The organism is Ruminococcus sp. (genome assembly GCF_019423705.1).
GTDB lineage: Bacteria > Bacillota > Clostridia > Oscillospirales > Ruminococcaceae > Hominimerdicola.
In genome coordinates, this window is sequence record NZ_JAHZAX010000004.1 from 120,747 (window position 1) to 135,234 (window position 14,488).

The window sequence follows — 14,488 nt, forward strand, 5'->3', positions numbered from 1 at the left end:
TGCGTGATTTGTAGGGGCGAACAGTGTTCGCCCGTTACTCGTCATATTGGTATATTATGCAAAAAATAAAAACGGACGACCCTGTGTCGCCCGTTTTTTTTGTGCAATAATTATTCCACAACATTTTCTTTTATTATCTTCCCACGCCCAAACGCCGCAGCGTTTTCAAGGGTGGTGCGGCTTATGGCAGTAAGGGCTTCCTTTGTGAAAAAGCCTTGGTGAGAGGTCACGATAACGTTCGGAAATGACATAAGCCTTGCGGTTATGGAGCTTTCAAGGATATCCTCCTGACGATTTTCAAAGACGTTCTCAGTCTCCTCCTCGTAAACATCCAGCCCGACGCCGTGGAATTTGCGGCTTCTTATGCCCTTGATAAGATCTTCCGTGTTCACAAGCGCCCCACGGGAGGTGTTCACGAAGATAACGTCGTCCTTCATAAGCTCGATCGTCTGGGTGTTGATAAGATGATAGCTTTCCTCCGTCAGCGGACAATGGAGCGATATAAGATCGCTTGCTTTCAGCACCTCGCTGAGGGGATAATAGCTCACAAAGTCAAGTTCGGGGTTCTCGTAAACGTCGTATGCGATAACGTCCATTCCAAAGCCACGGCAAATTTTGCACATTGCTGCGCCGATCTTTCCCGTGCCGATTATACCTGCAGTCTTGCCGTGAAGGTCAACGCCCATAAGCCCCGTAAGACTGAAATTGTTCTCTCTCACCTTGATGTAGCCCTTGTGTATACGCCTTGTTACCGCCAGCGCAAGCGCCATTGCGTGCTCCGCCACCGCCTCGGGGGAATATCTCGGCACTCTCATAACCGTGATGTTGCGGCGCTTTGCCTCCGCAAGGTCAACATTGTTGTAACCTGCGCAGCGCATTAATAGCAGCCTTACCCCCAGCTCGCCCAGACGCCTTAACACCTGCGCCGTTATGGCAGAGCTCACAAAAGCGCATACCGCTTCATAGCCCTCCGCAAGCTTTGCGGTCTCGGGGGCCAAGTCTGCGGCGATGTAGTCCGCACGAATGTCAGCATAAGCCCTGCCGCCGCTTTTAAGCTCCCCCTCGAATGAGTCGATATCATATTGCTTTGCGTCATAAAACAGTATCTTCATAAGTTACAAGTCCCTCCGTGTTGGTTTTATTCTATTTTTACCACCAAAGGGATTTTTTATGCACAAAAAAAGGACGACCCGAAAGTCGTCCTTTGAAATTTTATAGCAATTCAGCAATTTGTCCTACTAATAAAGATTAGTAAGCAACGCCCTGCCACTTCATAGCGTCAGCAACCTTGAGGAAGCCTGCGATGTTAGCACCTGCAACCAGGTTGCCTTCCAGACCGTATTCCTTAGCTGCGTTGTAAGAATTGTGGAAGATGTTTGTCATAATTGTCTTGAGCTTAGCGTCAACTTCCTCGAATGTCCAAGAAAGTCTCTCGCTGTTCTGTGACATCTCAAGAGCAGATGTAGCTACGCCGCCTGCGTTAGCAGCCTTAGCTGGTCCAAAGAGAACGCCTGCGTTCTGGAATACTGCAATAGCCTCGGGAGTTGAAGGCATATTAGCACCCTCTGCAACAGCGAATACGCCGTTAGCTACGAGAGCCTTAGCAGACTCTTCGTTGATCTCGTTCTGTGTAGCGCATGGAAGAGCGATATCGCACTTGATAGTCCAGATTCCGCTGCAACCCTCGTGGTACTCAGCGCCCTGTACTCTGTTAACATATTCCTTGATTCTGCCTCTCTCAACTTCCTTGATCTGCTTAACAACATCGAGGTTGATGCCGTTTGGATCATAGATGTAACCGTTAGAGTCAGAAAGTGCAACTACCTTGCCGCCCAGCTCTGTTGCCTTCTCAGTAGCGTAGATAGCAACGTTACCGGAACCTGAGATAACAACTGTCTTGCCAGCGAATGTCTCGTTCTTCATACACTTGATCATCTCTGCTGTGTAGTAGCAAAGACCATAACCAGTAGCCTCTGTTCTTGCAAGTGATCCGCCGTAAGAAAGACCCTTACCTGTAAGAACGCCTGTGAACTCGTTTCTGATCCTCTTGTACTGACCGAACATAAAGCCGATCTCTCTAGCGCCTGTACCGATATCACCGGCAGGAACGTCTGTGTCAGCGCCGATGTGCTTGCAAAGCTCTGTCATAAAGCTCTGGCAGAATCTCATAACTTCTCCGTCGGACTTGCCCTTAGGATCGAAGTCAGAACCACCCTTGCCGCCGCCGATAGGAAGACCTGTAAGGCTGTTCTTGAAGATCTGCTCGAAGCCGAGGAACTTGATTACAGAAGCACAAACTGATGGATGAAGTCTGATACCGCCCTTGTAAGGACCGATAGCAGAGTTGAACTGTACTCTGAAACCTCTGTTTACCTGTACCTTGCCGTTGTCGTCAACCCAAGGAACACGGAAAATGATCTGTCTCTCAGGCTCAACGATCCTGTCGATGATGCCAGCCTCAACGAGGTCAGGTCTCTTTTCTACAACAGGAACGAGGCTTTCGAGAACCTCATATACTGCCTGGAGAAATTCCTTTTCTCCAGGGTTTCTCTTTTCAACCTTTTCATAAACGCTTTCAAGATATGCATTTTTCAAAGCCATTATTAAAACTCCCATCTTATAAATTAGTTTTCGTGTGTGGGCTTCACGATCTGTCCCGCACATCATAGATACATTATAGCATACTATTTTTCAATTTGCAAGTGCTAAATCGAAAAATTTCATAATTTTATTGAAATTGTATAAAAATCATAGTCTTTTTTTGAAATGTGAAGCAAAATGGCGCTCAAACATTCATAAAACGAACCATATCGCTATGAATTGAGAGATTTTTTAGTGCAATTTGCTGAGTGTATGCAGTCGGGCGAAATACGCTTGATTGCATACGGCGGACAATATAGCGCACGAATGAACGCTCCAACGACTGTGAAAATGAAAGTGCGGTTGACTAATCCTGCAAAAAGGTGTACAATGTTTACAACATAGAAAATATCACGGAATGTGTTTCGATAATACCTATATAGAAAGGAGCAGCGAAAAATGACCAAAAAAGAACGTGCAGAGCTTATAATAGAGCGCCTTGAGCAGGTCTATCCCGAGGGCATATGCTCCCTTGATTACAAAGCCCCCCACGAGCTTATGATAGCAGGCAGGCTTTCAGCCCAATGCACCGACGCAAGAGTCAATATCGTAACAAAAGACCTTTTTGCGAAATATAAGTCTATCGAGGACTTTGCAAATGCCGATGTCGCTGATATCGAGGAGATAATAAAGCCCTGCGGACTTTACAAGACGAAGGCTCGCTCTATCGTAACGATGTGCAGGCAGATAATGGAGAATTTCGGCGGCGAGATACCTGACACTATCGAAGAGCTAACCACTCTCGCAGGCATAGGCAGAAAAACCGCCAACCTTGTTATGGGCGACGTTTTTCATAAGCCTGCGGTGGTGACGGATACCCATTGTATAAGGATATGCGGCAGGCTCGGTCTCACAAGCAATAAAGAGCCTGCAAAGGTGGAAGCCGACCTGCGAAAGATATTGCCCCCAGAAAAGTCCTCAGACTTCTGCCATAGGCTCGTGCTGTTCGGTCGTGAATACTGCAAGGCAAGAGGCGAGCGCTGCGGTGAATGTCCGCTGCTGGATTTATGCGGAATAAGAAAATAGCCCTCTGCAAAATGTGCAGTTTATCGCACAGCGTTTTCGGGTAATTTTCAGTCTGCCAACGTACAAAGAACGATAAATGCAAGGTTGCATTTTCGGCTGCAAAGTAGTATAATGTACATATCAATATATTAATATATCAATATAGTGCGTGCCGCATTGACGGCTCACGCAGGAGGAGACGAGTAACTTGATAAAAGCTTGGGAGCATTTCAAGACCGTGACAAGACATCGCCACGGGGTAATAAAAAACTGCTTTAGGGCAGGCATACCCTGGCAAGGGCTGCGCCACGACCTGTCGAAATATTCCCCCGAGGAATTTATAAACGGCTGTAAATATTATCAAGGCACACGCTCCCCACACGAAGGCGAAAGGGAAGCCTACGGCTTTTCCTACGGCTGGATGCACCACAAGGGCAGGAACAAGCACCATTTTGAGTATTGGACAGATTACAACACCAAAACAAAGCTTATGGAGCCTGTGAAAATGCCGCTGAAATATGTAAAAGAAATGTTCTGCGACAGGGTTGCGGCGAGCAAGATATATATGAAGGACAGCTATGACGACGGCGCACCGCTGGCGTATTTTCTCAAGGCAAAGAAAACAAGAGTTATCCACCCCGAGACTTCAGAGCTTATCGAAAAGCTGCTGACAATGCTAAAAGACAAGGGCGAGGACTACACCTTTGCTTATATAAGACGGCTGAAAAAATATTAAGAAATTTGATTGCGGAAGTGATAAAATGAGCATTTTCAAAAAGAAGATATCGGGCAGCGTGCCGAAAGAGTGCGAGGGAATGGAAGTGCTCATTATGACGGGCAGCTGCACAGGTGAACAGACGATTGGCTTTTACGATCGCAGCAGGCACGAGCTTATGTATGCGGAATTTGTCCGCAGCAAAGATGATATCGCCGCATTTTATGAGCGATACGGACTGCCCCAGCCGAAATCTGAAAAGTGAATACAAGAAATATCGCAGAAGGTGAAAATTATCCTCTGCGATATTTTTATGCTCGAGGCGTATATTGTAACGCAAAAATGAATAATAAATGACGGCTCGTGTAATAATATACCAAGGTGCAAAAAGGCAAATGCCTAAAAACCGTGGGTTCATAAAATAATTGCAATTATGAAATAAGTTAAATGTGGCTAAATTATAAATTCTGTTTCTACGGTGTGAATAAGTACAAAATTGTGCCTTGAGTGCCTCAGTTTTTTTATGAAAAGCTACAAAGATTGCGTATAAGCCCGTAAAATGGGGGAAATAAATTGACAAGCACAGGCAAATAAGTTATAATAACAGCATAAAAGGGCGGTTGTGCAAATGCGCAAAATGGCATTGTACAGCATATCAAACAATAAAAAATTTAAAATTATTATGGAGGTAGCACGAAAATGACAAAGAATGATCTTATCGCTGCGATCGCAGAAAAGGGCGGCTATACTAAAAAGGAGGCCGAGCAGGCACTTTCAGCAGTAACAGGCACTATCACAGAGGCTTTGACAAAGGGAGAAAAGGTCTCGATAGTAGGTTTCGGTTCATTTGAGGTAAGAGACCGTGCTGCAAAGGATTCTATCAATCCTGCAACAAAGCAGCCTATCCACGTTGACGCAAAGAAAGTTCCGGCATTTAAGGCTGGCAAGGCTCTTAAAGAAGCAGTCGATAAAAAGTAATGTAATAAGGTAAGGAGAGATTTGGTAATGGCTGAAAAGAAGATCAATGCTCCTGCTGAAAAGGCAGAAGAGGCTGTAAAGGAAGTCAAGGCTGAGGTAAAGGCTGCCGCTGAAAAGACAGGCGAAGCCGTTAAGGCAACAGCAAAGAAGGCAGTAAAGTCTGCTGAAAAGGCTGTAAAGACCGCAGCAAAGGCAACAAAGGAGAAGAAGGAAACAGTCAAGAAGGCTGTCAAGGCAGAGGTAAAGGACGAAGTTATCCTTCAGATCGGCGGCAAGGAAGACATCAACATTGACACTATCGTTGAAGCTGCCAAGGCTGACTACAAGGCAAAGGGTCACAGAGCACCAAAGACTGTAACACTCTACATCAAGCCTGAAGAAGGCGTAGCATACTACACAGTTAAGGGCATCGGTTCGGAGGGTCAAAAGGTTTCTTTTTAAAACGGTAGGGGCGAACATCGTTCGCCCGTTAGCTATCCGCTATTATAAATAGAACACAATGTAGGGGCGACCTTTGGTCGCCCCTTTTGTTTGCACTACATTTTTATTGATAACCCTTTTTTGCCTACTCTCCGTGTTACACTATCCATTGTATTGCGCCACCCTTTTGTTGCGCCTTTTTATATCTGTTTGCACGTAATTAACCCCCACCAAAGCAAAAAATACAGGACATAAAGCCCTGTATTTTTTTCGTTATTTAAGAAAGTTGATGAAATAGATCGTAATCAAATGTTACCCCTGTGGCGGAGTAGAGAAGAACGTCTGCCAAGCATAGCCCTTTGTGCCGTTGTATTCAACATAATACCAGCCGTTTTCATTGCGGTAGTATTTGCAGGTCGCACCCGATGGGATAGTCAGCAGATTTTCCGAGCTTGAAGTCGGTTGTGGGTGCAGGTAAACAGCGCTTATACATTGGATATCGCCAACTGCGTCACCGCTTTCGCTGTCGTCGCCGCTGTACGGGTCTTCGTCCTCTTCGGTGGTCTTTTTGGTCTTTTTAGTCTCTTCGGGAGCTTCCGTCGTGGTCGTAGTCTTTGGCGGAACGTACTCTGTCGAAGTGATAGTACCCGTCTTTTTCGGGGTGGTGTTCGTGTTTATAAACAAGCTCTTTGCGAATATCATTACAACGATTATTACCACAAGCAGAGTGATAAGTATAGCGATTATGCCCTTTACCGTCGGCGTCAGCCAAGTCGAAGAAGCGGCACTCTGCTGAGGACGCTGATCATAATGTTGTCCCTGCTGTCTGCGGTTATAATTTTCTCTGTTTCTATTGTCAGACATTATAAATGCTCAATCCTTTCAAAATTTCACAAACCGCAAAATACGCCATAAAGCATATTTCGACTGTTTTCGTGATCGTTCAATATAATTATACATAAAAATTTCGTGCCTGTCAATTAAAATTCGGTTACATTAATTACAGGCAACAGCGCATAGGGAACGTCCAGCGGCTTTGCACGCAATCTGCTTGCAGATTTTCCGCCATATCACCCAAAAACGACTTGACATACGCTAGTATGCCTGCGCCGTTTTTAGATGATCTGACAAAAAATCTGACGGCGCATCTTACGCACAATCCCTATGCGCTGTTGCCTGATGTATCATATGAAAATCTTATGATAAACTCGTGAGAGCAAATATGTTTTTTCATTATTCGATATAGATAACGTTTTCCACTTACCTTATTTTGTGACAAAGTGAAAACTTTTATGCGATTTTTGCTTTTAGGCTTTTAATTCTTTATATTGTATGCTATAATAATCATAAATATTAATATATGAAAACTTGAGATTAAATTTATTATAATTGGTGAGGAGATAGATCAAGTATGAATATTGCCGTTGCACAATCAGGCGGACCGACCTGCGCAATAAATGCGTCATTGGTGGGCGTTTTCAAGCAGGCTGTTAAAACTCCGGAGATCGACGCCGTTTTCGGTTCTCTTAATGGTATCGAGGGCATAATAAACGACAGGCTCATAAACCTCAGACAGGTCATAAAGACCAACGAGGATATGGAGCTTCTGAGACAGACCCCGTCCACAGTTTTGGGCTCTTGCCGATACAAGCTCCCCGATGTGGAAGAGGGCAGCGAGACTTATGAGCGTATCCTCAACTGTCTTGAAAAGCACAGGATAGAAGCATTTTTCTACATTGGCGGCAACGATTCAATGGATACAGTCGCAAAGCTTTCCGATTATATCGCAAGCGTTGGCTCGAATATAAAGGTGATAGGCGTGCCAAAGACTATCGACAACGACCTGCCAATAACAGATCACACCCCTGGTTTTGGCTCTGCCGCAAAATATGTTGCCGCAACTATCCAAGAGATAATCCGTGACAGCATAGTTTACTCGATCGAGTCCGTTACGATCGTTGAGGTAATGGGCAGACACGCAGGCTGGCTGACGGCTTCAACTTGCGTTCTGAGGGCGAATGACGAGATCGCTCCGCACCTTATCTATCTCCCAGAGCGTGAATTCACCGCAGAGAAGTTCCTTGAGGACGTTCGCTGTCAAATGGCAAAGCACAAGGCAGTTATCGTTGCAGTCTCCGAGGGCGTAAAGCTCAAGGGCGAGGAAAACAAGCCGAGAATGGTGGATAATTTCGGCCACGAGTATCTTTCGGGCATCGGCAAGACATTGGAGCAGCTTGTTAAGGAAAACATTGGCTGCAAAGTCCGTTCCATCGAGCTAAACGTTATGCAGCGCTGCTCATCCCACATCTGCTCAAAGACTGACATAGACGAAGCCGAGGAGATCGGTTCCGCAGGCGTAAGGGCAGCATTGGCAGGCGAAACAGGCAAGATGATGATATTCAAGCGCCTCAGCGACGTGCCATACGTTGTGACAGTAGAAAGCGCCGACGCACATCAGACCGCCAACAAAGAAAAGTTCTTCCCCTCAAAGTGGATATCCCAAGACGGCAGCGACGTAAGACCCGAAGCGATAAAATACTTCCTGCCCCTCATTCAAGGCGAAGTAAAAATAGCAATGAAAAACGGAATGCCCGTCCATTTCAAATTGTAGTGATGAATGAGGAGTGAGGAATGAGGAATTATGGTATCGCCGTTGGCGATGATCTTACTCTCATCCTTTTCACACAGATATATTTCAAAACAAAAGCGTGCCAACCTATTGACACGTCCTAAAAATTGTTGTATAATAAAAATAGAAAAGGCAGATCGTATAGACGGTTGGCCTCATATGCTTTGTTATTGAAAAATAACTGCCTTATTTGGTCGTGGGGCGGTTATTTTTTTATGTTCTTTATCAGTTCATTAAGAACGATCAGTAACACAATAGTCAATACGAAGTAAACTAAGTCCATTCTATCACCTCCGTTTCCATATCCTATTTTGCCTGACTTTTCAGCCGACAATATTCAGATTATGTACGTTTGGAGGACAACCGCCTACCGTATAGATCTACCTTTTCCGACATAAAGTATAACACAAATATCTTTATTTGTCAAATTTTTGCACACAAAAAAAGAGCGCACATTCATTTGTGCGCTCTTTTCATATTATCTCAAATTATCAGATCTTCTCAACGCCGATAGAAACTTTTTCGCCGTTGATATCCCAATCCTTGACATTGCCCTTAGCCTCGCCGAGAATGATGTTGTCCGCAAGAACATCGTGAGAAATGCTGTCTCTGTTCTTGTCTACAACTGTCGTTACCTTCTCGCTGCCGCTGACATAAACTGTAATGTGATCCATTACCTCAAAGCCGGAGTCTTTTCTCATCGTCTGGACTTTGCTGATAACTTCTCTTACAAAGCCTTCCTCGATAAGCTCAGGTGTCAAAACTGTGCTGATAGCAACAGTTACGCCGCCCTCAGAAAGGGTGTAGAAGCCTTCCTTCTGCTCAGACTCGATAAGAACATCTTCCTTGTCAAGCGTGATCTCGCCGATAGAAATGTTGAGCTTGAGGCTGCCTGTCTCGTTGAGCTCGCCCATTGCCTTGTGGCCGTCAAGCTGTGAAAGCTGAGTTCTGATCTCGCCAAGCTGCTTGCCGTATTTTGGACCAAGGGTCTTGAGCTGTGGCTTGAACTTGTAGTCGATATATGCAGATACATCGTTTGAGAACTGAACTTCCTTGAGATTGAGCTCGTCTCTGATGATGTCGATATAGTAATCGTCAAGTGCGTGGTCAGCTGCAACGTACATTACGCTGAGCGGCTGACGGTTCTTGAGGCTTGCGCCGTTTCTTGCAGAACGTCCAAGAACAACTATCTCAAGTACCTCTTCCATATCTGATTCAAGCTTCTCGTCGATCATATTCTCATCGCAAACTGGATAATCGCAAAGGTGGATACTCTCAGGAGCGTCCTTGTCAACGCTTCTAACAAGGTTCTGATAGATCTCTTCTGTGATGAATGGGACCATAGGAGCTGCGCACTTGGAAAGTGTGACAAGTGCCGTGTAAAGGGTCATATAAGCGTTGATCTTGTCCTGTGACATACCCTGTGCCCAGTATCTCTCTCTGCCTCTTCTTACATACCAGTTGGAAAGATCGTCAACAAATTCCTGCATAGCCTTTGCAGCTTCTGGAATCCTGTAATTGTTAAGGTTGTCATCAGCAGCCTTTATCATAGAGTTCATCTTTGAAAGCAGCCACTTGTCCATAACGGAAAGCTTGTCATATTCGATCTCGTGCTTTGTCGGGTCGAACTGGTCGATCTCAGCATAAAGCACATAGAAAGCATATGTGTTCCAAAGTGTGCCCATAAACTTTCTCTGACCTTCTGTAACGCCCTTGTCGTGGAACTTGTTCGGCAGCCAAGGCGCAGAGTTGGTGTAGAAATACCATCTGATAGCGTCAGCGCCGTATTTAGCCAAAGCCTCAAATGGGTCAACAGCGTTGCCCTTTGATTTTGACATCTTCTGACCGTTCTCGTCCTGAACAAGACCAAGCACAATAACGTTCTTGTAAGGCGCCTTGTCAAAGATAAGCGTTGAGATAGCCAGCAGCGAATAGAACCAGCCTCTTGTCTGGTCAACCGCCTCAGAAATGAAGTCAGCAGGGAACTGAGCCTCGAAAAGCTCCTTGTTCTCAAATGGATAATGGTGCTGAGCGAAAGGCATCGAACCCGAATCGAACCAGCAGTCGATAACTTCTGATACACGGTGCATCTGCTTTCCGCACTCAGGGCACTTGATCGTTACAGCGTCGATATATGGTCTGTGAAGCTCGATATCCTCAGGGCAGTTGTCTGACATCGACTTCAGCTCTTCGATAGAACCGATAGAATGTCTGTGACCGCATTCGCATTCCCAAATGTTAAGCGGTGTGCCCCAATATCTGTTTCTTGAAATTCCCCAGTCCTGAACGTTTTTCAGCCAGTCGCCGAAACGTCCCTTACCAATGCTCTCAGGTATCCAGTTGATAGTGTTGTTGTTTGCAATAAGTCTGTCCTTGACATCTGTCATCTTGATGAACCAAGTGTCTCTTGCATAGTAGATAAGCGGTGAACCACATCTCCAGCAATGTGGATAATCGTGCTCGAACTTAGGTGCAGCAAAAAGCTTGCCCGACTTGTCAAGATCTTTAAGAACTTCCGGATCAGCGTCCTTTACGAACATTCCTGCGAATGGTGTCTCAGCAGTCATATCGCCCTTGCCGTCAACAAACTGAACGAAAGGCAGATCGTAATTTCTGCCGATACGGGAGTCGTCCTCACCGAAAGCAGGCGCAATGTGTACGATACCTGTACCGTCTGACATAGTTACATAGCTGTCGCAAGTAACAAAATGTGCCTTCTTGTTCTGCTTCTTTGCACTTTCAGCAGCGCACTCATAAAGAGGCTCGTATTCGATGTGCTCAAGATCGCTGCCCTTGTATGTCTCAAGTGCCTTGTATGCAGGCTTGTCCTCTGTTGCAAGCTTGCCAAGAACAGTATCGAGAAGCGCCTCAGCGAGAATGTAAGTGTAGCCGTCAGCAGCCTCGACCTTGCAGTAAGTCTCATCTGGGTTTACGCAAAGCGCAACGTTTGAAGGCAGCGTCCAAGGCGTTGTTGTCCAAGCGAGGAAATATTCATCCTTGCCAACAAGTTTGAAACGAACGATCGCAGAACGTTCCTTAACAGTCTTGTATCCCTGAGCAACTTCGTGAGAAGAAAGGGGAGTTCCGCAGCGTGGGCAGTAAGGAACTATCTTGAAGCCCTTGTAAAGCAAGCCCTTGTCATATATCTGCTTGAGAGCCCACCATTCAGACTCGATAAAGTTGTTGTCATAGGTAACGTAAGGGTGCTCCATATCAGCCCAGAAACCAACTGTGCCTGAGAAATCCTCCCACATTCCCTTGTATTTCCATACAGACTCTTTACACTTCTTGATGAATGGCTCAAGTCCGTATTCCTCGATCTGCTCCTTGCCGTCAAGACCGAGCATTTTCTCAACTTCAAGCTCGACAGGAAGTCCGTGAGTATCCCAGCCTGCCTTACGAGGAACTTGATAACCCTTCATCGCACGGTATCTTGGTATCATATCCTTGATAGCACGGGTGAGAACGTGGCCGATGTGCGGCTTGCCGTTAGCCGTCGGAGGGCCGTCATAGAAAACATAGGACTCGCCCTTTTTACGGCTGTCAATACTTTTTTCAAAGATATTGCTATCGTCCCAGAATTTTTCGACTTCTTTTTCTCTCTGAACAAAGTTCAGATTGGTGTCAACCTTTTTGTACACGAAGATCAATCCTTTCTGATTTTCTGATCATAAATTTAGGAAAATTTACGCACATTTACAAAAACGCCAAAAGACAAAATTGCGCAGCGCAATAAAAAAGGCTTCCGCCCTGAAACAGGACGAAAGCCGTAAAGCCATTCGCAAACCACCTTTTCAGCATACCGACATATGCGTTCCCTTTAACGCAGGAAAAGCGGCGAAGCTTACTTGTGCAAATATAAAGATCAAAGCACTTTGGGCATTGCAACTCGGGAGTGATATTCAGCTTGAAGCTTGTCATACCGCCCTCGCACTATCGGCGGCTCGCTGAGATTTTCGCAAAAAGCCTACTGTCTCCGTCAACGTTTTTTACATATGAAATCAGTATACCACGTTTTAAAGTCGCTGTCAATGCCTAATTTGTTAATTAAGAATTAAGTGAGAAAAAGCAAAGCGAACGAAGGTCGCACAGCTTGTTGAAAAAGTCAGACAAAAGTGGGACGTCGAGGACGCCGTCCCCTGCATATGTGCTTAAATACGCTGTTTATATGTAGGGGCGAACATCGTTCGCCCGTTATTTTGGCGTTTTTCAACAGTCTCTTATATTTTGTATTGTATATATTTTATCACTTGGAGTTAGCTCCAAGTCAAGAGCCTTTGCATAAAATCGTCGATATGCACAAATCAATAAGCCGACTTTGTGCCCTTTGCCAATATTGTTCCGCAAACAGCATTATTTTTTATTGCTCAATTTACTTAAATTGCCGCTGCAAAATTTTTATCATATCCCGTGCCTGCGGTTCAAGCTGCGAGCGCAAATAATACGCCCCGAAAATCATTTCATCAACACCATTTATAGGAATACACTTCAACGTTCCTCTAAATGTGTCGCCGATAACAGGGAATATCATAAATCCAAGCCCAGCTTCCGCAAGAGCCAAAGCGCTTTCATAATCGCCACAGAAAGTGATCTTTTCAAGCTTTCCGTGAGCAAGCAGCCTGTGCTGTAAAGCAAAAACGTCGTCGGGACAGGTGTGTCGTTCAATAAATATCGGTCTGCCTGTGATATCGTCAATATCAAGACTCTCTGCCGCAGCAAGTGGGTGATCGTGGCTGCAAATGCACATAAGACGACAGCGGCAAAGTTCTGTGAAATCAAAAGGCTGCGACTGAGAGCTTCTAAAAGATAGCAAAAGCTGTATCTTCTGATCTTTGAGCTGATTGTCGATAGACTTGAAGGGCAGAATGTGGATAGAGGGCAGAAGATCGGCGTAAAGCTTGGAAAGCTCCCTTATCGCAGGAGGGAGCACGTCAACTTCCGCTTGGTTGTGGCAGCCGATGTCGATACGCACGGGTTCGTCCTTTGGTTTTTCGGATAGGCGAAATTTAGCAGAACCAGCTATCTTGAGAATTTGTTCAGCGTCAGAGATAAACATAATGCCCTCGTTGGTGAGGGAAACATTTTTGCTGGTGCGGACGAAAAGCCGCACGCCGAGTTCGTCCTCGAGGGAATTTATCTGATGACTGACAGCAGGCTGAGTAATGTTGACAGCTTCCGCCGCCTTGGAAAAGTTAAGATATTGTGCGACAGCGAGAAAACACTCAAGTTGGACTGTATTCATATATTGTTTTCCTTTCTATAAAGAGCGTGTATAAGTGAGGAATGAGGAATGAAGGTATCGCCTAGCGGCGATGTTTTATTTGTAGGGGAAAATTGTTGTTCGACAAAGCTCGCAACAATTTGCGTCCTCGACGTCCCACCTGCGCCTTTTTATGGCATACAAAATCGTACTAAATAGCGATTTTGTACACACTGCACAAACCCAACCCCGAACCATAGTTGAAATCACCACAAAAGTTTCGCTTGGTAAACAAGTGTTAACAAAAAGTAAAACTAATCGTTATCTATAAAATTCTTTTATTTATTATAACATATTTGAATTTTACTTTCAAGTGATTTTGTGATATTATTAGGTAAAGAAAATTGTTAGGCACAAACATATAAGGAGGCGAACAATTTGGCGGATAACAGAAAAAAGAATATTTTGAGGTATTCAAAGTATATACATCTTAAAATAGAGTGCGAGATAAATACTATGTTGGCAGGGAAGGGCATAACAGCCGCCCAAAGCCACGTCTTGATGTATATAATGGAGCATAACGGCGAGCCCGTGTTCTCAACAGCTATACACCACGACCTCAATATCTCCCGTGCTACTGTCTCGGGACTTATCAAAAAGCTCCGTGCGGGCGGATATCTTACCTATGAGGGCAGCGACGAGGACGAAAGACATAAGAAGATCATAGCTACTCAAAAAGCCTATGACCTCCAGCAGGATATTTGCGATTGCCTCGCTAAAATAGAAACAAGCGCTTTCTGTAACTTCTCCGATGAGGAGCTTGACCATATGGAAACGCTCCAAAGAAAAATGATAGATAATATCTTTCCAAACAATAAATAACAAATAATAAATAGCAAAT

At 45.0% G+C, this 14,488-nt stretch carries 12 protein-coding genes; 7 read left to right on the forward strand and 5 right to left on the reverse strand.

Features of this window, described 5'->3' with window-relative positions; genetic code table 11:
* Positions 1-110 precede the first annotated feature (110 nt).
* Both QZ371_RS04690 and gdhA read right to left on the reverse strand, forming a co-directional pair.
* The gene (locus QZ371_RS04690) at positions 111-1,112 is read right to left on the reverse strand and encodes a 2-hydroxyacid dehydrogenase (RefSeq protein WP_295210137.1); all 1,002 of its coding nucleotides are present in this window, start codon (positions 1,110-1,112) and stop codon (positions 111-113) included.
* Positions 1,113-1,248: 136 nt separating this feature from the next.
* Entirely contained in the window at positions 1,249-2,601 is a 1,353-nt protein-coding gene (gene gdhA / locus QZ371_RS04695) for an NADP-specific glutamate dehydrogenase (protein WP_295210140.1), read from the reverse strand.
* Between the two features lie 438 nt (positions 2,602-3,039).
* On the opposite strand from gdhA, the gene nth reads away from it, so the two are divergent.
* The 5 genes from nth (at position 3,040) to QZ371_RS04720 (ending at position 5,779) form a co-directional block, all read left to right on the forward strand.
* Complete coding sequence (gene nth / locus QZ371_RS04700) at positions 3,040-3,666, forward strand: endonuclease III (RefSeq protein ID WP_295210143.1); 627 nt, start codon at positions 3,040-3,042, stop codon at positions 3,664-3,666.
* 190 nt (positions 3,667-3,856) lie between these two features.
* A complete protein-coding gene (locus QZ371_RS04705; RefSeq protein ID WP_366558698.1) occupies positions 3,857-4,381 on the forward strand; it encodes a DUF5662 family protein in 525 nt (174 codons plus the stop codon).
* A gap of 25 nt (positions 4,382-4,406) precedes the next feature.
* Positions 4,407-4,625: a hypothetical protein gene (locus tag QZ371_RS04710; protein WP_295210147.1), complete on the forward strand. Its 219-nt coding sequence runs from the start codon at positions 4,407-4,409 to the stop codon at positions 4,623-4,625.
* 434 nt (positions 4,626-5,059) lie between these two features.
* Positions 5,060-5,338: an HU family DNA-binding protein gene (locus tag QZ371_RS04715; RefSeq protein WP_295210150.1), complete on the forward strand. Its 279-nt coding sequence runs from the start codon at positions 5,060-5,062 to the stop codon at positions 5,336-5,338.
* Positions 5,339-5,365: 27 nt separating this feature from the next.
* Positions 5,366-5,779 carry a DUF6465 family protein gene (locus QZ371_RS04720; protein WP_295210154.1) on the forward strand — a complete coding sequence of 138 codons (414 nt, stop codon included), beginning with the start codon at positions 5,366-5,368 and terminating at the stop codon, positions 5,777-5,779.
* 291 nt (positions 5,780-6,070) lie between these two features.
* Here QZ371_RS04720 and QZ371_RS04725 read toward each other — a convergent pair whose 3' ends face one another.
* Positions 6,071-6,622, reverse strand: a complete 552-nt coding sequence (locus QZ371_RS04725; protein ID WP_295210156.1) for an SH3 domain-containing protein — start codon at positions 6,620-6,622, stop codon at positions 6,071-6,073.
* A gap of 547 nt (positions 6,623-7,169) precedes the next feature.
* On the opposite strand from QZ371_RS04725, the gene QZ371_RS04730 reads away from it, so the two are divergent.
* On the forward strand, positions 7,170-8,369 hold the full coding sequence (locus tag QZ371_RS04730) for a 6-phosphofructokinase (protein WP_295210159.1): 1,200 nt from the start codon (positions 7,170-7,172) through the stop codon (positions 8,367-8,369).
* Between the two features lie 509 nt (positions 8,370-8,878).
* Here the strand turns inward: QZ371_RS04730 and ileS are convergent.
* The gene (gene ileS / locus QZ371_RS04735) at positions 8,879-12,028 is read right to left on the reverse strand and encodes an isoleucine--tRNA ligase (RefSeq protein WP_295210162.1); all 3,150 of its coding nucleotides are present in this window, start codon (positions 12,026-12,028) and stop codon (positions 8,879-8,881) included.
* 731 nt (positions 12,029-12,759) lie between these two features.
* Positions 12,760-13,629, reverse strand: a complete 870-nt coding sequence (locus QZ371_RS04740; RefSeq protein WP_295210165.1) for a LysR family transcriptional regulator — start codon at positions 13,627-13,629, stop codon at positions 12,760-12,762.
* A gap of 396 nt (positions 13,630-14,025) precedes the next feature.
* Here QZ371_RS04740 and QZ371_RS04745 point away from each other — a divergent pair, with 396 nt between their 5' ends.
* Positions 14,026-14,469, forward strand: coding sequence for a MarR family winged helix-turn-helix transcriptional regulator (locus QZ371_RS04745; RefSeq protein WP_295210168.1), 444 nt, complete (start codon positions 14,026-14,028; stop codon positions 14,467-14,469).
* Positions 14,470-14,488: the final 19 nt, after the last annotated feature.

Coding starts and splice junctions, on each gene's coding strand:
- QZ371_RS04690 (WP_295210137.1), bottom strand. CDS start 1,112: ATGAAGATACTGTTTTATGACGCAAAGCAATATGATATCGACTCATTC.
- gdhA (WP_295210140.1), bottom strand. CDS start 2,601: ATGGCTTTGAAAAATGCATATCTTGAAAGCGTTTATGAAAAGGTTGAA.
- nth (WP_295210143.1), top strand. CDS start 3,040: ATGACCAAAAAAGAACGTGCAGAGCTTATAATAGAGCGCCTTGAGCAG.
- QZ371_RS04710 (WP_295210147.1), top strand. CDS start 4,407: ATGAGCATTTTCAAAAAGAAGATATCGGGCAGCGTGCCGAAAGAGTGC.
- QZ371_RS04715 (WP_295210150.1), top strand. CDS start 5,060: ATGACAAAGAATGATCTTATCGCTGCGATCGCAGAAAAGGGCGGCTAT.
- QZ371_RS04720 (WP_295210154.1), top strand. CDS start 5,366: ATGGCTGAAAAGAAGATCAATGCTCCTGCTGAAAAGGCAGAAGAGGCT.
- QZ371_RS04725 (WP_295210156.1), bottom strand. CDS start 6,622: ATGTCTGACAATAGAAACAGAGAAAATTATAACCGCAGACAGCAGGGA.
- QZ371_RS04730 (WP_295210159.1), top strand. CDS start 7,170: ATGAATATTGCCGTTGCACAATCAGGCGGACCGACCTGCGCAATAAAT.
- QZ371_RS04740 (WP_295210165.1), bottom strand. CDS start 13,629: ATGAATACAGTCCAACTTGAGTGTTTTCTCGCTGTCGCACAATATCTT.